22 protein-coding genes and 1 tRNA gene are annotated in these 20,785 nt (G+C 63.5%); 12 read left to right on the top strand and 11 right to left on the bottom strand.

The genetic code is table 11. The annotated features are described in order from the left end of the window. Positions 1–26: 26 nt before the first annotated feature. The 6 genes from BCCGELA001_RS00425 to aroA all read right to left on the bottom strand — a co-directional run bounded on the left by BCCGELA001_RS00425 (position 27) and on the right by aroA (position 6,237). On the bottom strand, positions 27–419 hold the full coding sequence (locus tag BCCGELA001_RS00425; RefSeq protein WP_060737429.1) for a lipopolysaccharide assembly protein LapA domain-containing protein: 393 nt from the start codon (positions 417–419) through the stop codon (positions 27–29). 71 nt (positions 420–490) lie between these two features. Next, on the bottom strand, positions 491–796 hold the full coding sequence (locus BCCGELA001_RS00430; protein WP_008539997.1) for an integration host factor subunit beta: 306 nt from the start codon (positions 794–796) through the stop codon (positions 491–493). Between the two features lie 171 nt (positions 797–967). Continuing rightward, positions 968–1,948 carry a signal peptide peptidase SppA gene (gene sppA, locus BCCGELA001_RS00435; protein ID WP_008539996.1) on the bottom strand — a complete coding sequence of 327 codons (981 nt, stop codon included), beginning with the start codon at positions 1,946–1,948 and terminating at the stop codon, positions 968–970. 345 nt (positions 1,949–2,293) lie between these two features. Beyond that, positions 2,294–4,000 carry a 30S ribosomal protein S1 gene (gene rpsA / locus BCCGELA001_RS00440; protein ID WP_060734361.1) on the bottom strand — a complete coding sequence of 569 codons (1,707 nt, stop codon included), beginning with the start codon at positions 3,998–4,000 and terminating at the stop codon, positions 2,294–2,296. 264 nt (positions 4,001–4,264) lie between these two features. After that, complete coding sequence (gene cmk, locus BCCGELA001_RS00445; RefSeq protein ID WP_008539994.1) at positions 4,265–4,903, bottom strand: (d)CMP kinase; 639 nt, start codon at positions 4,901–4,903, stop codon at positions 4,265–4,267. After that, positions 4,900–6,237: a 3-phosphoshikimate 1-carboxyvinyltransferase gene (gene aroA / locus BCCGELA001_RS00450; protein WP_008539993.1), complete on the bottom strand. Its 1,338-nt coding sequence runs from the start codon at positions 6,235–6,237 to the stop codon at positions 4,900–4,902. Before aroA ends, cmk begins: the two co-directional genes overlap by 4 nt. 158 nt (positions 6,238–6,395) lie before the next feature. On the opposite strand from aroA, the gene BCCGELA001_RS00455 reads away from it, so the two are divergent. The 3 genes from BCCGELA001_RS00455 to BCCGELA001_RS00465 all read left to right on the top strand — a co-directional run bounded on the left by BCCGELA001_RS00455 (position 6,396) and on the right by BCCGELA001_RS00465 (position 7,365). After that, entirely contained in the window at positions 6,396–6,800 is a 405-nt protein-coding gene (locus BCCGELA001_RS00455; protein ID WP_060734362.1) for a TIGR02300 family protein, read from the top strand. A gap of 94 nt (positions 6,801–6,894) precedes the next feature. Then, positions 6,895–6,970 (top strand) — tRNA-Ala (locus BCCGELA001_RS00460). Between the two features lie 158 nt (positions 6,971–7,128). Beyond that, complete coding sequence (locus BCCGELA001_RS00465) at positions 7,129–7,365, top strand: GIY-YIG nuclease family protein (RefSeq protein WP_060734363.1); 237 nt, start codon at positions 7,129–7,131, stop codon at positions 7,363–7,365. Between the two features lie 3 nt (positions 7,366–7,368). Here BCCGELA001_RS00465 and BCCGELA001_RS00470 read toward each other — a convergent pair whose 3' ends face one another. Continuing rightward, complete coding sequence (locus BCCGELA001_RS00470; RefSeq protein ID WP_060734364.1) at positions 7,369–7,830, bottom strand: MarR family winged helix-turn-helix transcriptional regulator; 462 nt, start codon at positions 7,828–7,830, stop codon at positions 7,369–7,371. Between the two features lie 153 nt (positions 7,831–7,983). Here BCCGELA001_RS00470 and BCCGELA001_RS00475 point away from each other — a divergent pair, with 153 nt between their 5' ends. The 9 genes from BCCGELA001_RS00475 to BCCGELA001_RS00515 all read left to right on the top strand — a co-directional run bounded on the left by BCCGELA001_RS00475 (position 7,984) and on the right by BCCGELA001_RS00515 (position 16,164). Next, positions 7,984–8,409, top strand: a complete 426-nt coding sequence (locus tag BCCGELA001_RS00475) for an organic hydroperoxide resistance protein (RefSeq protein WP_008539979.1) — start codon at positions 7,984–7,986, stop codon at positions 8,407–8,409. Between the two features lie 174 nt (positions 8,410–8,583). After that, the gene (locus BCCGELA001_RS00480) at positions 8,584–9,804 is read left to right on the top strand and encodes a CaiB/BaiF CoA transferase family protein (RefSeq protein ID WP_060734365.1); all 1,221 of its coding nucleotides are present in this window, start codon (positions 8,584–8,586) and stop codon (positions 9,802–9,804) included. Between the two features lie 219 nt (positions 9,805–10,023). After that, positions 10,024–11,340, top strand: coding sequence for a sn-glycerol-3-phosphate ABC transporter substrate-binding protein UgpB (ugpB, locus tag BCCGELA001_RS00485; RefSeq protein WP_060734366.1), 1,317 nt, complete (start codon positions 10,024–10,026; stop codon positions 11,338–11,340). A 47-nt stretch (positions 11,341–11,387) separates the two neighbouring features. Next, positions 11,388–12,269 carry a sn-glycerol-3-phosphate ABC transporter permease UgpA gene (ugpA, locus tag BCCGELA001_RS00490; protein ID WP_060734367.1) on the top strand — a complete coding sequence of 294 codons (882 nt, stop codon included), beginning with the start codon at positions 11,388–11,390 and terminating at the stop codon, positions 12,267–12,269. After that, the gene (ugpE, locus tag BCCGELA001_RS00495) at positions 12,269–13,117 is read left to right on the top strand and encodes a sn-glycerol-3-phosphate ABC transporter permease UgpE (RefSeq protein ID WP_008539961.1); all 849 of its coding nucleotides are present in this window, start codon (positions 12,269–12,271) and stop codon (positions 13,115–13,117) included. Before ugpA ends, ugpE begins: the two co-directional genes overlap by 1 nt. A 108-nt stretch (positions 13,118–13,225) precedes the next feature. Then, entirely contained in the window at positions 13,226–14,314 is a 1,089-nt protein-coding gene (locus BCCGELA001_RS00500) for a sn-glycerol-3-phosphate import ATP-binding protein UgpC (protein WP_008539960.1), read from the top strand. Between the two features lie 329 nt (positions 14,315–14,643). Then, entirely contained in the window at positions 14,644–15,069 is a 426-nt protein-coding gene (locus BCCGELA001_RS00505; protein ID WP_008539959.1) for an Hsp20 family protein, read from the top strand. A 50-nt stretch (positions 15,070–15,119) separates the two neighbouring features. Further along, positions 15,120–15,392, top strand: a complete 273-nt coding sequence (locus BCCGELA001_RS00510; protein WP_007598581.1) for a DUF1150 family protein — start codon at positions 15,120–15,122, stop codon at positions 15,390–15,392. Between the two features lie 145 nt (positions 15,393–15,537). Beyond that, positions 15,538–16,164, top strand: coding sequence for a GNAT family N-acetyltransferase (locus tag BCCGELA001_RS00515; RefSeq protein ID WP_008539958.1), 627 nt, complete (start codon positions 15,538–15,540; stop codon positions 16,162–16,164). Positions 16,165–16,200: 36 nt separating this feature from the next. On the opposite strand, the gene BCCGELA001_RS00520 is transcribed toward BCCGELA001_RS00515, so the two are convergent. The 4 genes from BCCGELA001_RS00520 to rpoN form a co-directional block, all read right to left on the bottom strand. Then, the gene (locus BCCGELA001_RS00520) at positions 16,201–17,124 is read right to left on the bottom strand and encodes an outer membrane protein (RefSeq protein WP_236840808.1); all 924 of its coding nucleotides are present in this window, start codon (positions 17,122–17,124) and stop codon (positions 16,201–16,203) included. Between the two features lie 488 nt (positions 17,125–17,612). Further along, positions 17,613–18,074: a PTS IIA-like nitrogen regulatory protein PtsN gene (gene ptsN / locus BCCGELA001_RS00525; RefSeq protein ID WP_008141251.1), complete on the bottom strand. Its 462-nt coding sequence runs from the start codon at positions 18,072–18,074 to the stop codon at positions 17,613–17,615. Positions 18,075–18,288: 214 nt separating this feature from the next. Further along, positions 18,289–18,894 carry a ribosome hibernation-promoting factor, HPF/YfiA family gene (gene hpf, locus BCCGELA001_RS00530; protein ID WP_008539951.1) on the bottom strand — a complete coding sequence of 202 codons (606 nt, stop codon included), beginning with the start codon at positions 18,892–18,894 and terminating at the stop codon, positions 18,289–18,291. Positions 18,895–19,086: 192 nt separating this feature from the next. Next, on the bottom strand, positions 19,087–20,706 hold the full coding sequence (rpoN, locus tag BCCGELA001_RS00535; protein ID WP_060734369.1) for an RNA polymerase factor sigma-54: 1,620 nt from the start codon (positions 20,704–20,706) through the stop codon (positions 19,087–19,089). Positions 20,707–20,785: the final 79 nt, after the last annotated feature.

The raw sequence follows: 20,785 nt of genomic DNA on the forward strand, positions 1-20,785 counted from the left end.
AAGCGGGTTTTCAGGTCGGGCCGCTTCTACAACGTCGCGCGCTGCTTGTCTCGCCCGATGGGCCCGTAAAGGTCGACCCCCGAGGGGACCGGGAGGCGCTGGGCTTCGGGCCTTGCTGCGGCCATCTGGGCCCGCAGATCGGCCAGTTCGCCCCTGGCCGCCCGGGCATCCGCATCGTTCCGTCGCGCAGCGCGCCGCCAATGCCGCTGGCCGAGCCAGACGGCGCATCCCCCCGCCAGGACGCCGAAGGCGGCGACCAGGATCAGAAGCAGGAACAGCGGCAGGGTGGCCGAAAGAGACGGATCATCCGTCATGAAGGGATCGAAGGAGACGGTGACGAATTGCCGGTTGGCGACGGCGAAAGTCACCAGGATCAGGCCCAGCGGAATCACGATCAGCGCGGTCAGGAACTTTCGCATCTCGCTTCGTTCGCCTTGAATCAAGCTTCCGGCTGCATGGTGTGCGACCGCGGGATTCCCCTGACGCCGGCTCAGTCTGCCGCGCCGGGATCCGGATGGTCGCGGTTCAGCCGCTCGCGCATTTCCTTGCCGGTCTTGAAGAATGGAACGCTCTTCTGATCGACGGGCACATGGGCGCCGGTGCGCGGATTGCGCCCGGCGCGTGCAGGGCGATGCTTGACCGAGAAGGCACCGAAGCCGCGCAGCTCGACGCGATCGCCGCGTGCGAGGGCCGCTACGATCTCTTCGAGAATCGCATTCACAATGTTCTCGACATCCCGCTGGTACAGATGCGGGTTGTGCTCGGCGATGCGCTGAACAAGTTCGGATTTGATCATCGAGAGATAGGACCCGGAAGCGTGCGGATGACCATTTCCGTGAAAATACCGTGATCTGTCAAGACGCTAAATCAAGGTTGAGCGTCGTGAAAATGCGTGACAAATGCCGAAAAAGCAGGCTGGCCCGGCACGCGCGAGACGGGAAAAACCTTCCGAACTCGCCTGGTTCCCTCAGTTTGACGCGGCCGGCTGCCACAGGGCCAGCATTCCATCCATTCCGAACCGATCGACAGCCTGCACGACGCCGGTTTGCCCGATTTGCTGCGCAATCGAGCCCAAACCAAGCGCTTCCAGCGTCACGGCAGCGGCCGTCCTGAGGAACGTCAGATCGCCCAAGCGCGGCTGGAGCTTGTAATCGCGCACGCTGAGGCCCTTCTTCACGCCCTTGTTCTCGACCAGCCAGGTCACCGCCGTCTTCTCGTCGCCGATCTGGTCGATCAGCTTGAGATCGATCGCTTGGCGGCCGGTGAAGACGCGGCCATCAGCCACTTTCTCCAGCTGCGTGTCATCCATGCCACGCCGTTCCTTCACCAGGCCCCTGAACCAGGAATAGGAATCCTTCACCAGCGCGTCGAGCGCGGCGCGCGCCTCCGGGCTGGTGGGCTCGAAACCATTGGGCGCGGCCTTCAGCGGCGACGACTTCACCTCCTCGACCTTGACGCCGATGGTCTTCAACAGCTCGGTGACGTTCGGATACTGGAACAGCACGCCGATCGAGCCGACCAGCGAGCTCTGCTGGGCGACGATGTGGTCGCTCGCGATCGCGGTGATGTAACCGCCGGAGGCGGCAAGGCCTTCGACCACGACGACCAGCGGCTTCTTCGCCTTCAGCCGGGTGAGCGAGTCATAGAGCTGCTCAGATCCGGCAGTGGTGCCGCCCGGCGAGTTGATGTGCACGATGACGGCAGCAGCCTGCGAATTCTCCAGCCGCTCCAGCGCCTGGGTGCGTTCGGAATCGCTGCGGATCAAGCCCTCGATGTTGACGCGCGCGATCGAGCCGGCGGATGCGAAGGTGCCGCGCGCGCCTGGGGTCGCGATCAGCGCAACGCTCGCAATCGCCGCGATCGCGATCAACGCAGCCATCACGCGCCAGAACGTCAGTTTGCGGCGGATCCTGCGGCGATCGACGATGATGTCAGAATCGAGCGACATCGAGATATCTCCAAATGAATGATCGGGCGCGTTGTGCCGTCACGGCATGACCAATGGCTTATCTGGATACATCAATTGCGACGCAATTTGAAGAAAACAAGGCTGTGATGGCGGGGTGAGCAAGCCGCCGCAAACTCGGTCGTCATCCCCGCGAAGGCGGGGATCCAATAACCACAGGGAGAAGTCGTTACGCGAGCTGGCAACTGCGAGTCTTCGCAAAACCACTCCCTGTGGTTTGGGCCCCTGATCTGCGCTCCGCTCGTCAGGGACGACAGCGGAGTATGTGCCCACAAAAAAGCCCCGGCTCGCGCCGGGGCTTCGATGCAGCGAAACGAAGCGTTTCGCTTACTTGCTGTCGCGGTTCTTGAGCGCGGTGCCGAGGATGTCGCCGAGCGTCGCACCCGAATCGGAGGAGCCGTACTGCGCGATGGCTTCCTTCTCTTCGGCGACTTCGAGCGCCTTGATCGACACCTGGACCTTGCGGGCCTTCTTGTCGAACTGGATCACGCGGGCATCGACCTTCTCGCCGACGGCGAAGCGTTCGGCGCGCTGATCGTTGCGGTCACGCGCGAGCTCCGAGCGCTTGATGAAGGTGGAGAAGTCGGTACCGGCGATCTTCACCTCGATACCGCTCTCCTTCACTTCGAGCACTTCGCAGGTCACGACCGCGCCCTTCTTGACATCGCCCGGCTCGGCGAAGGGGTCGCCTTCGAGCTGCTTGATGCCGAGCGAGATACGCTCCTTCTCGACGTCCACATCGAGCACCACGGCTTTCACCACGTCGCCCTTCTTGTAGTTGTCGATCACCTGCTCGCCCGGAAGCTTCCAGTCGAGATCGGAGAGGTGGACCATGCCGTCGACGTCGCCTTCGAGACCCAGGAACAGACCGAACTCGGTCTTGTTCTTGACCTCGCCCTCGACCACCGAACCGGTCGGATGGCCTTCGACGAAGACCTCCCAGGGGTTGCGCATGGTCTGCTTGAGACCGAGCGAGATGCGGCGCTTGACGGAATCGACTTCCAGCACCTGCACGTCGACTTCCTGCGATGTCGACACGATCTTGCCGGGGTGCATGTTCTTCTTGGTCCACGACATCTCGGAGACGTGGATCAGGCCTTCAATGCCCGGCTCGAGCTCGACGAACGCACCGTAGTCGGTGATGTTGGTGACGCGGCCGGTGAAGCGGGCACCCAGCGGGTACTTGGCTTCGATACCCTGCCACGGATCGTCCAGCAGCTGCTTCATACCCAGCGAGATGCGGTGCGTCTCGTGGTTGATCTTGATGATCTTGACCTTCACGGTCTGGCCGATCGAGAGCACCTCGGTCGGATGGTTGACACGGCGCCACGCGATGTCGGTGACGTGCAGCAGGCCGTCGATGCCGCCGAGATCAACGAACGCACCGTAATCGGTGATGTTCTTGACCACGCCGTCGATGACCTGACCCTCTTCGAGGTTCTGCACCAGCTCCTGACGCTGCTCGGCGCGGGTCTCTTCGAGAACCGTGCGGCGGGACACCACGATGTTGCCGCGGCGACGGTCCATCTTGAGGATCTGGAACGGCTGCGAGTTGTTCATCAGCGGCGCAACGTCGCGGATCGGACGAATGTCGACCTGCGAGCGCGGCAGGAAGGCCACGGCACCGTCGAGGTCGACCGTGAAGCCGCCCTTGACCTGGTTGAAGATGACGCCGTTGACCTTCTCGTTGTTCTGGAAGGCCTTCTCGAGCTTGCCCCAGCTCTCTTCGCGGCGCGCCTTGTCGCGCGAGAGGACGGCCTCGCCGAGGGCATTCTCGATGCGATCGAGGAACACTTCCACCTCGTCGCCGACCTTGAGATCGGAGTCACGGCCGGGGCCGGAAAATTCGCGCAGGGCCACGCGGCCCTCGGTCTTCAGGCCGACGTCGATGACGGCCATGTCCTTTTCAATTGCAACCACCTTGCCCTTGACTACGGAGCTTTCCTGCAGGTTGCCACCTGCAAAGGACTCGTCGAGCATCGCGGCGAAATCGTCGCGCGACGGGCTATAGGTATCAGCAGAAGTCGAAGCCATTGGTTCTCCAGTTGCGGATGTCGTGCCGGCCGTTGGGTTTATGGGCGCATCGCACGCGCAGTGTCGGAAGGTCCGCAAGACCTTCGAGCGACCGCTCGCTGCTCCGGCTGGCACCGGAACGGCGAAAGCGGGCCGGCTGAGGCCCGCGCGTTCGATACGTGAAAATTCTTGTCCGGAAGCTGGATCGCGCCGGTCCCAAACGGGAACCGAAGTTATCGACCTCAAAGAGCGGGAGCGGGCACTTCCTCCAATGACGGCTGCGGCTTAACCCCGCGACCGGCCCGCTCGGACGGCCTCGATAATGTCGATGGCAGCCCGGACGCCGCCTTCTATATCCAGTTGGGAGTTGTCTAGCAAGTAAGCATCCGGGGCGGGTTTTAAAGGCGCAATCGGCCGGTTCTTGTCGCGGTCGTCGCGCTGGATGATGTCGGCGAGCACGGCGGCCTCGTCCGCGTCCTCGCCCCTCGCCCGGGCCTCCATGGTCCGGCGGCGGGCGCGGACCTTGGGATCGGCGACGACGAATATCTTCACGTCGGCATGCGGACAGATCACGGTTCCAATGTCGCGACCGTCAAGCACCGCGCCGGGCGGATCCGCCGCGAATTGCCGCTGGAAATTGAGCAGGACTTCCCGAACCCTTGGGATCGCCGACACGATCGAGGCGCCCTCGCCCGCCAATTGGGTCTTCAGGGCTGGATTGCCGAATTTTTCGGGATCGAGCTCCAAAGCGGCCTGCACGGCGGCCGCCTCGTCGTTGAGATCGTGACCGGACTGCATCAGGGCATAGGCGACGGCGCGATAGATCACGCCGGTATCGAGGTGGCGATAACCGTAATGGTGGGCAAGACGCTTGCCGAGCGTCCCCTTGCCCGAGGCCGCGGGCCCGTCGATGGCAATGATCATGAAAACTCGGCCCCCAGGGAACGCATCATCGGAATGAAGTCCGGGAAACTGGTGGCGATGAAGGCGGTGTCGTCGACGCCCACCGGCTGATCGGAGGCGCAGCCCATCACCAGCGCGGACATCGCGATGCGATGGTCCATGTGGGTGGCGACAACGCCGCCGCCGGGAACGTGGCCGCGACCCTCGACGATCAAATCGTCGCCCGAAATCTCAACCTTGACGCCGTTGACGCGCAGCATGGCGGCGGTGGCCTCCAGGCGGTCGGATTCCTTGACGCGCAGCTCCTGCAGGCCGCGCATGATCGTCGTGCCTTCGGCGAAGGACGCCGCCACCGCCAGCACCAGATATTCGTCGATCATCGAGGGCGCGCGCTCCGGGGGCACTTCGACGCCGCGCAGTTTCGATGCGCGCACGCGCAGGCGCGCCATCGGCTCGCCGGCATCGCCGCGCACCTCGCTCTCCTCGATCGAGCCGCCCATCTCGCGCAGCGTGGTGAACAGGCCGGTGCGCAGCGGATTGGTCATCACGTCCGACAGAACGACGTCGGATCCCTCGGCGATCAGCGCTGCGACGACCGGGAAAGCTGCCGAGGAGGGATCGGCGGGCACAATGACGTTGGCGCCATGAAGCTCGCCCTGACCTGCCAGGGTGATACGGCGGCCGTGCCGGCCTTCGCTCGTCGAACTGACGTCGGCACCAAAATGCTTCAGCATCAGCTCGGTGTGGTCGCGGCTGGCCTCGGTCTCGATCACCGTGGTGGTGCCCGGCGCGGCCAGGCCCGCCAGCAGCACGGCCGACTTGATCTGGGCCGAGGCGACCGGGGTCTTGTAGGTGATCGGCAGGGGATCTCGCGCGCCCTGGAGGGTCAGCGGCAGACGCCCACCCTCGCTGCCCGAGACGACCTTGGCACCCATCTTTTCGAGCGGATCAAGGATTCTCCGCATCGGGCGGCTGCGCAGCGAGGCGTCACCGTCGAAAACTGCCGAGATCGGGCAGCCCGCGACGGCACCCATGACCAGCCGGCAGCCGGTGCCGGAATTGCCGAAATCCAGCGCCGCCTTGGGCTGCGCGAAGCCCCCGACGCCAACGCCGCTCACCGTCCAGGCGAAATCGCCGGTCCGCTCGACCCTGGCACCCAGCGCCTGCATGGATTTGGCGGTGTTGAGGACGTCCTCGCCCTCCAGCAGGCCCGAAATCCTGGTCTCGCCGACCGCGAGCGCGCCCAGGATCAGGGCCCGGTGAGAGATCGACTTGTCCCCGGGCACCCGTACTTTCCCGGTCAGGGGACCGCTGGCGCGAGACCGCAGCGGCCTCGGTTGGTCGGAATGAGTCAAGATTGTGTCCTTGAATAGGCCCGATGGGCTGGCGCGCAGGTATCACATGGTCCGCGCCCCGTCACGGGCATGTCGTTCTCCCGTAATGCGCTATTGACAGCGGGCCGCCAACTAGCCAAGTGAAACACCGCTTTTCAGACATTCCCAGGATTCCTGCCGTGGCCAAGTCCGAACTCGGAACCAAACGTATTTGCCCGACCACGGGCAAGAAGTTCTATGACCTCAACAAGAATCCGGTGATCTCGCCCTATACCGGCGAGGTGGTGCCTATCGCGCCCGTTGCCCCCGCACGCGCGTCCCGCGGCGCCGAGCGCAACGTGGCCCAGGACACCGCGCCGGAGCCGGCGGAGGCCGAAGAGATGGTCTCGCTCGAGGAGGCCGACGCCGAGGAGAACACCGGCAAGGTCAAGGCCGTGGTGCCCGAATCCGAGGACGACATCGAGGTCGACGAGACCCTGGATGACGACGATGACGATGATTCGACCTTCATTGCCGACGAGGAAGAGGGCGATGAGGACGTGACCGACATCATTGGTGATGTCGGAGGCGATGAAGAGACTTGAGATCAGTCCTGATCTGTGAAAAAGGGTGCACCGCGCGAGTCGCCTAGGGCTCGCCGGTTGGGGTGATCCACCAGATTCACCCGTCGAAGGTTAAGGGGCCATAGCTCAGCTGGGAGAGCGCTTGCATGGCATGCAAGAGGTCGGCGGTTCGATCCCGCCTGGCTCCACCAGCCTTCGCTCGCTTCGCGAGCTTCGGCTCGGCAAGCTTGGGAAGTCCCTCGTAGCGAAGTGACCGAAGGCTGCCGCGGCGTAGCCCGAAGGGCGAAGCCGGGCTTCACCAGATAAAACGGGGATGTAAGCTCCTCCCTCGACACCTGGGGAGCGTGCGGTGAAGTACGTCTACATCCTCGAGAGCCTGGATACCCTGCACTTCTATGTGGGCATCACCGACGACTTGCGCGCCCGACTGGCAAAGCACAACGCTGGCGAGGTGCCCCACACTTCCAAATACGGACCTTGGCGTCTCAAGACTTACGTCGCGTTCAGTAACGCAAAGCAAGCCGTTGCGTTTGACAAGTACCTGAAGTCAGCATCCGGCCGTGCCTTTGCGAAGAAACGTCTCTAACCCCTACTCCCCGATCACCGCATTCAGCCGATCCCTCAGCGCGACGATCTCGTCCTTCATCGCGACCAGCTCCGACACCGAGCAATCCGACGCCGCCAGGATCGATTGCGGCACGGCGCGCGCCTTGTCCTTCAGCGCGTGGCCCTGTGGCGTCAGGGCGATCAGCACCTGACGTTCGTCCTCTTTCGACCGCGTGCGCTTGACGAGATGAGCAGCCTCGAGCCGCTTGAGTAGCGGCGTCAGCGTGCCGGAATCCAGGAACAGCTTCTCGCCGATGTCCTTCACCGGCACGTCGTCGCGCTCCCACAGCACCAGCATCACCAGATATTGCGGATAGGTGAGGCCAAGCCGGTCGAGCAGCGGCTTGTAAACGCGGTTGAAGGCGTGCGCGGCCGAATAGACCGCGAAGCAGATCTGGTTGTCGAGCCGCAGCGGCGCGTCCGCCGCCGATGGTTTTCGGGCCATGGAGAATCTCACGGGGATTTGCCGCATTGTGGGGGTGCGCGGCCGCATATTCAATTGCGAACAATTAAATGTGAGACTTTACGATTTAGATTGCGCACAATCTAATTGTCTGCGATATAGACCGCGTCCACCCGAACCCCCAGGGAGATGAAAATGTCCGTGAACGTCCTCTACAAGACCAGCGCCAAGGCGACCGGCGGCCGCGACGGCCATGCGGCAACCCTCGACGGCGCGCTCGACGTCAAGCTGACCACGCCGAAGGAGCTCGGCGGCGGCGGCGGTGCCGGCAACAATCCCGAGCAGCTGTTCGCGGCCGGCTATGCCGCCTGCTTCATCGGCGCGATGAAGTTCGTGTCCTCGCAGGGCGGCCCCAAGGTTCCCGCCGACGCCTCCGTGACCTCGACCGTCGGCATCGGCCCGCGCTCGGAGGGCGGCTTCGGTCTCGACATCGATCTGGCCGTCTCGCTGCCGGGCCTTGCCCGCACTGAAGCTGAGGCGCTGGTCGAGAAGGCGCACCAGGTGTGCCCGTACTCCAATGCCACGCGCGGCAATGTCGACGTTCGCCTGACAGTCGTCTGACCGACATGCGAATTGGCTGGCCCGGGATCCCCCTCGGGCCAGCCGCTTTCGCCGATTTGCCATTCCGCGGGATTGCGCCAAGGCGGCGCATACGCCCCTGCCCGCGGGGCCATTGCTGGCGTGCACGAACCTCGCTAGGCCTGTGATCAATTGTCGACACAGGGAAGCGAAGGCATGAGTTCTAAAGCCGCGGGTTCTGAAGCCGTTCTGGGCGCCATGAGCGGATTGCGCGTCATCGATCTCACGCGCGTGCTCGGCGGCCCCTACTGCACCCAGATCCTCGCCGACCATGGCGCCGACGTGATCAAGGTCGAGCCGCCTGCGGGCGACGAGGTGCGCGAATGGGGCCCTCCGTTCCACGAGGAGGACGCGGCCTATTTCATCGGTATCAACCGCAACAAGCGCTCGATCGGCCTCGACCTCGCCTCCGAGGGCGGCCGTGCCGTGCTGCTCAAGATGCTGGAGACCGCCGACGTCCTGATCGAGAATTTCAAGCCGGGCACGCTGGAGAAATGGGGCATCGGCAACGATGTCCTCAGCAAAAGATTTCCGCGCCTCGTGCATTGCCGGATCTGCGGCTTCGGCGCCGACGGCCCGCGCGGCGGCAATCCCGGCTATGACGCCATCATCCAGGCGATGACCGGCATGATCGCCGCGACCGGCTCGCCCGAGAGCGGACCGATGCGGATCGGCGTGCCGCTGGTCGACATTACCACCGGTCTCTATGCGGCGATCGGTATCCTGATGGCTCTGTCCGAGCGGCAGCGTTCGGGCAAGGGCCAGTTCCTGGAGACGACGCTGTACGAGACCGGCCTTGCCATCATGCATCCGCACACCGCGAATTATTTCATGCATGGCAAGCCACCCTCGCTGACCGGCAACGAGCACCCGAACCTCGTGCCCTACGCGATCTTCCCGACCAAGACCGACAACATCTTCATCGGCGTCGGCAACGACGGCACGTTCCGCAAGCTCGTCAAGGAGATCGGCAAGCCCGAGCTCGGCACCGACCCGCGTTTCGCCCGCAACAAGGACCGCATCGCCAACCGCGAGGCGCTACGCGCCGAGCTTGCCGCGGTGTTCAGCCAGCACGAGGCCGAGCCGCTGTGCAACCGTCTGCTCGCGGCGGGCCTGCCCGCAGGTCCCGTGCAGAAGATCGACCAGGCGCTGACCAACCCGCACACGGTCGCGCGCGGCGATATCATCGAGAAGGACTGGTACAAGGGCGTGGCCTCGCCGATCCGGCTCGACCGCAGCAAGCCGAGCCTGCGCCGCGTCCCGCCGAAATTCAGCCAGCACGCGGCGGAGGTGCTCGGCGAGTTCGGCTACTCCAAGGCCGAGATCGACTCGATGCTGGAGAAGGGCACGGTCTGCGGCCCCGAGCGCAAGCGCTAGGTCGCCGGCCTTCGACATCCGATATCCATGCCGCATTGCGGCGCGGGCACGCAGGTGCAGCGCGAACGAAAGCGGCTGCCCTCGGCATTCGCCTATTTTCCGGCTTCCCATTTCCTGCGCTTGCCGCTTTCGTTTCTCCCGCTTACACAGTCATGTGAACGTCATATGGCGCTGCTAGCGCAAGCGCTTCTTTAGTGACGGGCAAGGGAGGTTTTCTTGATGGCTCTTCGACATTTTGGTGCGGCTGCCGCACTCGCAATCACGGTCGGCTTGTCGGCTTCGCCGGCGCTGGCCGTGACCGAGATCCAGTGGTGGCACGCGATGACGGGCGCGAACAACGACGTCATCGTCAAGCTCGCCAACGACTTCAACGGCGCGCAGAGCGACTACAAGGTGATTCCGACCTACAAGGGCAACTACGCCGACACGATGAACGCCGGCATCGCCGCGTTCCGTGCCGGCAACGCGCCGCACATCATGCAGGTGTTCGAGGTCGGCACCGCGACCATGATGGCCGCGACCGGGGCGGTCAAACCGGTCTACAAGCTGATGCAGGACGCCGGCGAGAAGTTCGATCCCAAGGCCTATCTGCCTGCGATCACCGGCTACTACTCGACCTCGAAGGGCGAGATGCTGTCCTTCCCCTTCAACTCGTCGTCGACCGTGATGTGGGTCAATCTCGACGCGCTGAAGAAGGCCAATGTCGAGATTCCCAAGACCTGGCCTGAGGTGTTCGACGCGGCGAAGAAGCTGAAGGCGGCCGGCCACGCCACCTGCGGGTTCTCCAACTCCTGGGTCACCTGGGTCAATCTCGAGCAGCTCTCCGCCTGGCACAACGTGCCGCTCGCCAGCAAGGCCAACGGCCTCGATGGCTTCGACACCGTGCTCTCGTTCAATGGACCGCTCCAGGTCAAGCACCTCGAGAACCTGGTCGAGCTCCAGAAGGACAAGACCTACGATTATGCCGGCCGCACCAACACCGGCGAAGGCCGCTTCACGTCGGGCGAATGCCCGCTCTACCTGACCTCGTCGGCCTTCTTCGGCAACGTCAAGGCGCAAGCCAAGTTCGCCTTCAGCGCGGTGCCGATGCCTTATTATCCCGACGCTAAGGGCGCACCGCAGAACTCGATCATCGGCGGCGCCTCGCTCTGGGTGATGGGCGGCAAGTCGGCCGACGAATACAAGGGCGTGGCGAAATTCCTGACCTTCCTCTCGGACACCGATCGCCAGGTCTTCATCCACAAGTCCTCGGGCTATTTGCCGATCACCAAGGCCGCCTATGACAAGGCCAAGGCCGACGGCTTCTACAAGGACCAGCCCTATCTCGAGACGCCGCTGCTCGAGCTGACCAACAAGGAGCCGACCGACAATTCGCGCGGCCTGCGCCTCGGCAACATGGTGCAGCTGCGCGACGTCTGGGCGGAAGAGATCGAGCAGGCGCTCGCCGGCAAGAAGACCGCCAAGCAGGCGCTCGATGCCGCCGTCGAACGCGGCAACACGATGCTGCGCCAGTTCGAAAAGACCGCCGTAAAGTGAGATTATAAGCGGCAGGCCGTTAAGGCGGCCTGCCGCTTCGGGGCACCATGCAAAAGCAAGCCATCTTCCAATCAAAGCTGTTGCCCTATGCGCTGGTTGCGCCGCAGCTCGCGATCGTGCTGATCTTTTTCTACTGGCCGGCCCTGCAGGCCGTAATCCAGTCCTTCCTGCTCCAGGACGCCTTCGGCCTGTCGACCAGCTTCGTCTGGTTCGAGAATTATCTCGACCTGTTCAAGGACCGCGCCTATTTCGAGGCGATCGTCCGGACCTTCTTCTTCTCGTTCGCCATTGCGGTGTCGTCGCTGTCGTTCGCACTGCTGCTCGCCGTGATGGCGGACAAGCCGCTGCGCGGCGGAACGCTGTACCGCACGCTGCTGATCTGGCCCTATGCGGTGGCGCCGCCGGTCGTCGGCGTGCTCTGGATCTTCATGCTGCATCCCTCGCTCGGCGTGCTCTCGCGGTACTTGCGCAATCTGGGCATCGACTGGAATCCGCTGCTCGACGGTGACCAAGCCGCCGCGCTGATCATCCTCGCCGCCGCCTGGAAACAGATCTCCTACAACTTCCTGTTCTTCCTGGCCGGCCTCCAGAGCATCCCGCGCAGCGTGCTCGAGGCCGCCGCAATCGACGGCGCGCGTCCGATGCGCAGGTTCTGGACCGTGACCTTTCCGCTGCTGTCGCCGACCATCTTCTTCCTGCTGGTCGTCAACATCGTCTACGCCTTCTTCGACACATTCGGCATCATCGACACCATGACCCGCGGCGGGCCTGGCAAGTCGACGGAGACGCTGGTCTACAAGGTCTATACCGACGGCCTGCTCGGCGGAAATCTCGGCAGCTCGGCAGCGCAATCGGTGATCCTGATGATCATGGTCATCGTCCTGACCGGAATCCAGTTCCGCTTCGTCGAACGCAAGGTGACCTACTGATGGTGGAGGAAGAGGGCTTTCGGCGCTACATCGCCCACATCATCCTCTGGATCGGGATCGCGATCGTCGCCTTCCCGGTCTATCTCGCCTTCGTCGCCTCCACGCAGGACAACGCGGTGATCGCCAACGGCCAGATGTCGCTGCTGCCGGGCGGCCATTTCCTCGAAACCTACTATCAGACGATCTTCGTCGGCACGAGCGGCTCCACCCGCGAGCCGGTCGGCAACATGATGCTGAACTCGCTGGTGATGGCGCTCTTGATCGCCGTGGGCAAAATCGCGGTCTCGATCATCTCGGCCTATGCGATCGTCTATTTCCGCTTTCCGTTCCGGATGGCGATCTTCTGGATCATCTTCATCACCCTGATGCTGCCGGTCGAGGTGCGCATCTATCCGACCTACAAGATCGTCGCCGATCTCCACATGCTCGACAGCTATGCCGGCCTGTCGCTGCCGCTGATCGCATCCGCGACCGCAACGCTGCTGTTCCGCCAGTTCTTCATGACCGTACCGGACGAGCTGCTGGAAGCTTCGCGCATCGACGGTGCCGGTCCCTTCCGCTTCTTCTGGGATACGCTGCTGCCGCTGTCGCGCACCAACATGGCCGCGCTGTTCGTGATCCTGTTCATCCTCGGCTGGAATCAATATCTCTGGCCGCTGCTGATCACCACGCGCGACGACATGCAGACCATCCAGATCGGCATCCGCAAAATGATCACCACCACCGATGCGCTGACCGAATGGCCGATCGTGATGGCAACCGCCGTACTGGCCATGCTGCCGCCCGTCTTCGTCGTCGTCGTCATGCAGAAGCTGTTCGTGCGCGGGCTGGTCGAGACGGAAAAGTGAAGATGGCGAATGGTGAATGGCGAGTAGCGAATGGGGTCGCTGCGTCCGCCTGGCGTACTACCCCTTCCCCATTCGCTATTCCCTGCTCGCTATTCGCCGGTGCAACCCATGGCTAACGTCACCCTGCGCAACGTCCGAAAGACCTATCCCGGCGGCTTCGAGGCCATCAAGGGCGTCGACGTCGATGTCGGCGACGGACAGTTCTGCGTGCTGGTCGGCCCTTCCGGCTGCGGCAAGTCCACACTGCTGCGCATGGTGGCGGGGCTGGAGACCGTCACCGGCGGCGAGATCGACATCGGCGGGCGCGTGGTCAACGGAATCGAGCCGGCCGATCGCGACATCGCGATGGTGTTCCAGAACTACGCGCTCTATCCGCATATGAGCGTCTACAACAACATGGCCTATGGCCTGCGCAACCGCGGCATGGCGGAGGCCGAGATCAAGACCCGCGTCGAGGAAGCCGCGCGCGTGCTCGAACTGTCCGCCATGCTGGAGCGCAAGCCGCGCCAGCTCTCCGGCGGCCAGCGCCAGCGCGTTGCCATGGGCCGCGCCATCGTGCGCCAACCGAAGGTGTTTCTGTTCGACGAGCCGCTCTCCAATCTCGACGCAAAGCTGCGCATCGCGATGCGCGTCGAGATCCGCAAGTTGCAGCGTCGCCTCAACACGACGTCGATCTACGTTACGCACGATCAGCTCGAGGCGATGACGCTCGCCGACATTCTGGTGGTGATGAATGGCGGCGAGGTCGAGCAGGTCGGCAATCCCCTGGCGATCTACGAGAAGCCGGCGACGACCTTCGTCGCCTCCTTTATCGGCGCGCCGCCGATGAATCTGATGTCGACACGTCCCGAGGAGATCAGATCGCAGCTCGCCGGCAGCAACGCCGCTGACGCCGGCATCCTCGGCATCCGCCCGGAAGACTTCGTCATCACCGACCAGACCCCGGCCGGCGGCGTCGCCTTGCCGCTGACCGTGGAGGCGATCGAGCGCGTGGGCGCGGAAACCTTCATCTACGGCGCGCGCGCCGAGGAAGACCAGCGCGTCGCCGCTACCCCGGGCGAGCTGCCGCCCGGCGAAATCATCGTCCGCATTCCCGGAACAGAAGCGCCCGCCATCGGCCAGAAGATTCGCGTCGCCGCAGCGCGGGCGAAGCTGCATTTGTTCAGCGGCGACGGGCGGAAGCGACTCGAGGCCTGAGCGGGTTCCGAAAATCAGAGTATGAAAACAACCCCATGCACAGTAGACCGGGGCCTGTTTTCATTGGAGAAATTTCTCGCGAATTCGCCCTGCCCGGATTGCCCCGGCATCCACGTTCTCAGTGCCGCGAGCAAGGTCGTGGATGGCCGGGACGAGCCCGGCCATGACGCACTTGAGCTATGTCGCGCCTATCGATGGTGGAATCGGACCATCCACAGCCTCCCGCTACCTGCTTGAACCCGCAGGGGAACGTGCCCATATTGCTGATCAAGGGGTGCCGCTCGCGGGCCCTGATGCACCAAAGTCGCTTCGAGAGGACTTTGTAAACTATGTCTCGTGTTCCAACGCTCTCCAGTCCCTTCCTGCTGGGCTTCGACGAGATCGAGCGCGTGCTCGATCGGGTCGTCAAAGGCGCCGACGGCTATCCTCCCTACAATATCGAGAGGTGCAGCGGCGCGGACAACCAGCCCGAGCGTTTGCGCATCACGCTGGCGGTCGCCGGATTCACCCGCGACCAACTCGATGTAACCATTGAGGAAAACCAGCTCGTGATCCGCGGGCGGCAGCAGGACGACAAGACCCGGCAATACATCCATCGCGGCATCGCCGCGCGCCACTTCCAGCGCACTTTCGTGCTGGCGGAGGGGATGCTGGTGCTGGGCGCGGATCTGAAGAACGGGCTGTTGTCGATTGATCTTGCCCGGCCTGAACCGGAGAGGATCGTTAAGACAATCGCTATCAATGAGCACGAATAATGGAACGAGTAGCGGACTCGACCGCTTAGTGTTCCAGAGGAGTCGAGACCATGAGTGAAGGTCACGTTGCGTTCGAATACGAAGCCAAGAATGTCTCTCCGGAGACGCTGGCAACCCTGGGCGAAGGCCATATCGCCTATGTGAAACAGATCCGTTCAGAGGACGTGCCGGGCCTGTTCCCCGAGGCGCCCAAGATCGCGCCGGGCCTCAAGCTTTTCGCGCTCCACGCCGCCGACGGCACGCCGATCATGCTGACCGACAGCCGCGAAGCCGCGATTGCCAACGCCTGGAGCAATGAGCTGCAAGCGGTCAGCGTGCACTGAGCACACGCGCTTTCCGCGCGGACAGAGTTTCGAACGGGCACGCGAAAGCGTGCCCGTTTGCGTCTGAGCAGGTGCGCAGGATCAACTCGATCTGCACCGCGCGCTCTCAAATTGCTCACCTGACTCGAAGCTGCTTAGATGCGGCATGCCGCCCAAAGCCGAACGCCTCGCCAAACAACAATTGTGGTTTCCGGCCGGGCGCTATTTCCTGCGCACGATCAAGCGCGATGATGCCTCGCAGCGCTGGGCGGACTGGCTCTCCGATCCCTGGACGGTGCACGTGCTCAACACGTCGCCGCGTGCGATGACCAAGGCCGACATCGTCGAGTACATCAGATCCTTCGACCAGCGCGAACGACTACTGCTCGGAATCTTCGAACGGGGCAGCCGCGCGCATGTCGGCTTCATCCGCCTCGACATCGATGCGGTGGCAAGCGAAGCGCTGGTCAGCGCCGTGATCGGAGAAAAGGAGCACCGCAATGCCGGCGCCACGGTGAACACTTTCATCCCGCTGCTCAAATTTGTGTTCGACGATCTCGAGCTGAGCCGCATCCGCGCGTTCGTGCTGGAACGAAACCAGACGACCATTGAATATCTGTCGAAGCTCGGCTGGACGCTCGAGCCAGAACCCGACAATCCCGTGCGATCGCACACGGATGGATCGCTTCTGGTGCTGCGTCGGATGACCTGGGACAGGCCCGGTTTCCAGGCCTGGTTGAAGAGCCCGATCGGGCAGCGCATCGTGAAACGCATGGAAGCGGCTCGGGGTTGATCCCCGGCCGCTCCCTTTGTCTGCTTACGCGATCAATCAGTACTTCGCGACGACGGGCGATCCGCCGAACCGATAGTTGATGCCCACCTTCACGATGTCGATGTCCTGACGGATATCGATCAATGCGGTGGTGGGGGCGACCGAATTGGTGAACCCCACGCGCTTGCTGTCGAAGCCGTAGTGAGTGTACTCGATCAAGGCCGACCAGTTGGGAGCGAAGGCCCATTCGACACCGGCACCTGCCACCCAGCCCACGCGATCGGTGCTGGCACTTGAATTACAGGGATCAAAAACGAGGAATCCCACGCCGGGACAAACGAAACCGCCGATCGACGGGAAATTGTTCAGGCTGTACCGGTCATGCGCAAATCCGACGCCGCCCTTGCCATAGACGAGGACGCGATCCCATGTGTAGCCGAGCCGACCCGTGATGCTGGCGACCCAATCGGTGCGGCTCGATAGAGTGGCGGGCGCGCCGGTCTTGCCGGCGAAGAACGGATCGTTGGCCGTGCCGTGAAGATCGGTGGCCGTGAAATCGCCGGCAATCCCGAGCACCCAGTTACTGGCAAATTGATAGTCGCAACCAGCCTGAACGCCGCCTACAATTCCGACGTCGCCGTTCACCCCAATGCGATCACCAGGCACATTGCCGATGGTCATTGCGGGCGAGATAAGCGCTCCCGTTCCGATGCCAGGATCCGTGAAACCCGTTCGGCTCGCACCGCCGCCGACATGACCGCCGACATAGCAGCCGGTCCAGCTGAAAGGCACGGCCGCCGCGATCGGCGCCTTCGTATAGGGACGGGCACCCAAGTCCGCGGCCTGAGCGGAGCCTGCGACAATCAGAGCCGACGTCGCCAGTAGCAGTCGCTTCATCATCATTCCCCCGACAATCAGCAATAGAAAACACCGGTAAGATACATCGGCTGATTCAGGCCCGCTGTACTCGGCCAGCAACACCTAGATACTTTTGGAAATGCAGTTTGTGAGAGGTGAGCACAAAGCGCGGCAACATGGCGCTTCGAGCGTGACAACGACGCTCTGAGCTTAGCTTTCGACAAGGAAAGCGCACGACACCGCAACCGCGCACGGCGCAAACGCACGCGTCGCGCTTTTTTGTCGCGGATGCCCTTTCCGCATCGTCATCGCGAGAAACACTTGCGACGAAGCTATCCAGAATCCCTCCGTGGGCATTCTGGATTGCTTCGCTGCGCTCGCAATGACGGAGTGCGAGGCTACAGCGCGCTCAAGTCTCGTGTCCCGGACGCGCTGCAGCGTGCAACGCTGCTGCGCAGAGCCGGGACCTGGAAGGCAGCACGAGGAGATGCGGTGACATGGGGGTGACATGGGCCCCGGCTCTGCAGCGCACCGCTGAAGAGCGCTGCGCTGGGTCCGGGGCACGAGCGTGAGTTAAGACGCTCGCCGCTCTCGCAGTCAGCGACTGACGATTACGCCGCCGTCGCCGGCGGCAGGGCCAGCACCGAATAGATCGCCTGGGCATCGCGCGAGGCGCGGAGCTTCTTGGCGATGTCCTGGTCGCGCAGCAGGCGGGCGATGCGGGCGAGCGCCTTGAGGTGATCGGCGCCGGCGCCTTCGGGGGCGAGCAGCAGGAAGACCAGATCGACCGGCTGGCCGTCCATCGCCTCGAAATCGATCGGGCGGTCGAGCCGGGCGAACAGGCCGAAGATCTTCTCCAGCTTCGGCAGCTTGCCGTGGGGAATGGCGACGCCGTAGCCGACCGCGGTGGTGCCGAGCTTCTCGCGCTGGAGCAGCACCTCGAACACGGAGCGCTCGTTCTGGCCGGTCAGCTCGGCGGCCTTGGCAGCGAGCTCCTGCAAGGCCTGCTTCTTGCTGTTGACTTTCAATGCCGGGAGAATCGCCTCGGGTGCGACCAGATCGGTAATCGGCATGGAAGCTTTCCGAGGTGAATTAAACCGTCAGGTTCCGATTTGGCCATCTTGGAAGACCAAGCGGGGCCGGCGTCAATAACATGAAGCAGGAGGGGGACTTAGCCCCGATCCTGATGTGGGGCGCTTCTACTCCAACGCAATCCCGGTGCCAACTCCCGCGTGCGGCTTTGCCACGGGTCATTGTTAAGGTCCGGGATCGTACGGGCCCTTCGGCCTAGCCGTCCGCCTTGCCGTCGACCTTGGCGCCGGGGGGATCAACCCAGCCCACATTGCCATCCGCGCGGCGGTAAATGATGTTCACCCGGCCTGACGAGCCATGCTGGAATACCAGGCAAGGTGCGCCGCTGAGGTCGAGTTCCATGACGGCTTCGCTGACCGAGAGCTGCTTCAGCGAGGTGGTTTGCTCCGCGATGATGACGGGGCTGTAGCCGGTGACTTCCTCTTCGCCCTCTCCGGGCGCTTCCAGCACATAAGCCGTCGCATCGAGCGCAGCCATCGCCTCGGAGGCGGCATGGGCCTTGCGGGCGGAGCGGTCCTTGAGCCGGTTCTTGTAGCGGCGCAGCCGCTTTTCGATCATCACCAGGGCCTGGTCGGCGCTGGCATAGGCATCCGGCGCGTTCGAATCGGCTTCCAGCGTGATTCCCGAATCGAGATGCAGGGCGCAATCGGTGCGGAAGCCGAAGCCGTCCTTGCTCAGCGTGATATGGCCGGAATAATTGCCGTCGAAATATTTGCGCAGCACCTCGTCGGTGCGGCCGGCAACGCGGCCGCGCAGGGCCTCACCGACGCTGATGCTCTTGCCCGAAATCCGAAGAGTCATGGATGCCTCGCTTGGTTTGCTCCTCGGCTGCGACGACGCGTCGTCGCAGCCGAGGTCGTTCCCTGCGCATGATCTGCACCACGTTCCGCGTTCGTCGAGAGGGGAAACCGCTGTGCACTTGTCCGGTTCATGCGCGTGCTTGGATCGGTTGCAAAGGGGAGCCGAGAGTAGCGCGATTCCGCGCCAGTGCAATCAGGCCGGTTCGGTGTTGCGGGAGCGATCGGACATTGCGGTGGAGAGGACGTTACCAAGAGCGCTCTGCTTGTCACGGCGGCGTTGCACCGAGGAGGGTATGCGCATGGCTTCGCGGTACTTCGCGACCGTGCGGCGGGCAATATCAATGCCCGAGCCGCGCAAGCGTTCCACGATGGTGTCGTCCGACAGGATCGCCGCGGGGTCTTCCGAATCGATCAGCTGCTTGATGTGATGGCGGACGGCTTCGGCGGAATGCGCTTCGCCGCCGTCGGCCGAGGCGATCGAGGCCGTGAAGAAATATTTCAGCTCGAACGTGCCGCGATTGGTCGCCATGTATTTGTTGGCGGTCACGCGCGACACCGTGGATTCATGCATCTGGATGGCGTCGGCGACGGCCTTCAGATTGAGCGGCCGCAGATGCGCGACGCCATGGGTGAAGAAGCCGTCCTGCTGGCGCACGATCTCGGTGGCGACCTTCAGGATGGTGCGGGCGCGCTGGTCGAGCGCGCGCACGAGCCAGGTCGCGTTCTGGAGCGCATCGGTGAAGTAGGACTTGTCGCCGTCCTTGCCGATCTTCTTCGATAGCTCGGAATAGTAGGTCTGGTTGACCAGCACACGCGGCAAGGTGTCGCTGTTCAGCTCGACATGCCAGCCGCCGTCCGGACCGGGGCGGACGTAGACGTCCGGCACCATGGTCTGGAGCCGCGCCGATCCAAACTTCATGCCGGGCTTCGGATTGAGCCGGCGGATCTCGCCGATCATGTCGGCGATGTCCTCGTCGTCGACGCCGCAGAGCTTGCGTAAGGACGCGATGTCCCGTTTGGCGAGGAGATCGAGATGCTCGACCAAGGCCTGCATCGCCGGGTCGTAGCGGTCGAGCTCGCGCAGCTGGATCGCCAGGCATTCGCTCAAATTGCGCGCGCAGACGCCGGGCGGATCGAATTTTTGCAGCACGGCGAGGACGCCCTCGACGTCCGCTTGCGATGCGCCGAGACGTTCGGGGGCTTGGCCGAGATCCGGCGGCAGATAGCCGGCCTCGTCGACGAGGTCGATCAAATACTGGCCGATCATGCGCTGTGCCGGCGCGGTGAAGGCGACCGAGAGCTGCTCGGCAAGGTGGTCTGACAGCGTCATCTCGGCGGCGACGAACGCCTCGAGATTGTAATCCTCGTCGCCGGAGGCGCCGCCGCCCCACTCGGTGTAGGTGGTCGGCGCAGCGTCCTGGGCATTGCGCGCCGCCGCCTCGGCCGGCTCCTCGGAGAAGACGTTGTCGAGGCCGGTGTCCAGGGTTTGCTCGATCTCGGCGCGGGTGCCGAGATCCTTGCTCATCCATTCTTCCTGGCCGGGCTCGAAGCCCTCCGCGCTGCCGCCAAAGCCGTCATCGCCCTGGCTGCCGCCCTCATCGCCATCGCTGAACTGGCCGGCCTCAGCCGGCGCCTCGCCGCTGCCGGCCTCGTCGTTGGCGCGCTCCAGAAGGGGGTTACGCTCGAGTTCCTCCTCGACGAAGGTGGTGAGATCGAGGTTGGACAATTGCAGCAGCTTGATCGCCTGCATCAGCTGCGGCGTCATGACCAGCGACTGCGATTGCCGGAACTCTAATCTCTGCGTAAGCGCCATGAAGCAAGAACCGTTCCCAAAAATTGGTCCGATTTTTGCTTATCCTAGTCCGGGCCCGATGTACACGCCTTGACGAATT

The sequence above is a fragment of the Bradyrhizobium sp. CCGE-LA001 genome, assembly GCF_000296215.2.
Taxonomy (GTDB): domain Bacteria; phylum Pseudomonadota; class Alphaproteobacteria; order Rhizobiales; family Xanthobacteraceae; genus Bradyrhizobium.

Bases quoted from the DNA above. Each gene is read 5' to 3' on its own strand.
- BCCGELA001_RS00425 (WP_060737429.1), bottom strand. From the start codon at position 419: ATGCGAAAGTTCCTGACCGCGCTGATCGTGATTCCGCTGGGCCTGATC.
- BCCGELA001_RS00430 (WP_008539997.1), bottom strand. From the start codon at position 796: ATGATCAAATCCGAACTTGTTCAGCGCATCGCCGAGCACAACCCGCAT.
- sppA (WP_008539996.1), bottom strand. From the start codon at position 1,948: ATGTCGCTCGATTCTGACATCATCGTCGATCGCCGCAGGATCCGCCGC.
- rpsA (WP_060734361.1), bottom strand. From the start codon at position 4,000: ATGGCTTCGACTTCTGCTGATACCTATAGCCCGTCGCGCGACGATTTC.
- cmk (WP_008539994.1), bottom strand. From the start codon at position 4,903: ATGATCATTGCCATCGACGGGCCCGCGGCCTCGGGCAAGGGGACGCTC.
- BCCGELA001_RS00470 (WP_060734364.1), bottom strand. From the start codon at position 7,830: ATGGCCCGAAAACCATCGGCGGCGGACGCGCCGCTGCGGCTCGACAAC.
- BCCGELA001_RS00475 (WP_008539979.1), top strand. From the start codon at position 7,984: ATGTCCGTGAACGTCCTCTACAAGACCAGCGCCAAGGCGACCGGCGGC.
- BCCGELA001_RS00480 (WP_060734365.1), top strand. From the start codon at position 8,584: ATGAGTTCTAAAGCCGCGGGTTCTGAAGCCGTTCTGGGCGCCATGAGC.
- ugpB (WP_060734366.1), top strand. From the start codon at position 10,024: ATGGCTCTTCGACATTTTGGTGCGGCTGCCGCACTCGCAATCACGGTC.
- ugpA (WP_060734367.1), top strand. From the start codon at position 11,388: ATGCAAAAGCAAGCCATCTTCCAATCAAAGCTGTTGCCCTATGCGCTG.
- ugpE (WP_008539961.1), top strand. From the start codon at position 12,269: ATGGTGGAGGAAGAGGGCTTTCGGCGCTACATCGCCCACATCATCCTC.
- BCCGELA001_RS00500 (WP_008539960.1), top strand. From the start codon at position 13,226: ATGGCTAACGTCACCCTGCGCAACGTCCGAAAGACCTATCCCGGCGGC.
- BCCGELA001_RS00505 (WP_008539959.1), top strand. From the start codon at position 14,644: ATGTCTCGTGTTCCAACGCTCTCCAGTCCCTTCCTGCTGGGCTTCGAC.
- BCCGELA001_RS00510 (WP_007598581.1), top strand. From the start codon at position 15,120: ATGAGTGAAGGTCACGTTGCGTTCGAATACGAAGCCAAGAATGTCTCT.
- BCCGELA001_RS00515 (WP_008539958.1), top strand. From the start codon at position 15,538: ATGCCGCCCAAAGCCGAACGCCTCGCCAAACAACAATTGTGGTTTCCG.
- ptsN (WP_008141251.1), bottom strand. From the start codon at position 18,074: ATGCCGATTACCGATCTGGTCGCACCCGAGGCGATTCTCCCGGCATTG.
- hpf (WP_008539951.1), bottom strand. From the start codon at position 18,894: ATGACTCTTCGGATTTCGGGCAAGAGCATCAGCGTCGGTGAGGCCCTG.
- rpoN (WP_060734369.1), bottom strand. From the start codon at position 20,706: ATGGCGCTTACGCAGAGATTAGAGTTCCGGCAATCGCAGTCGCTGGTC.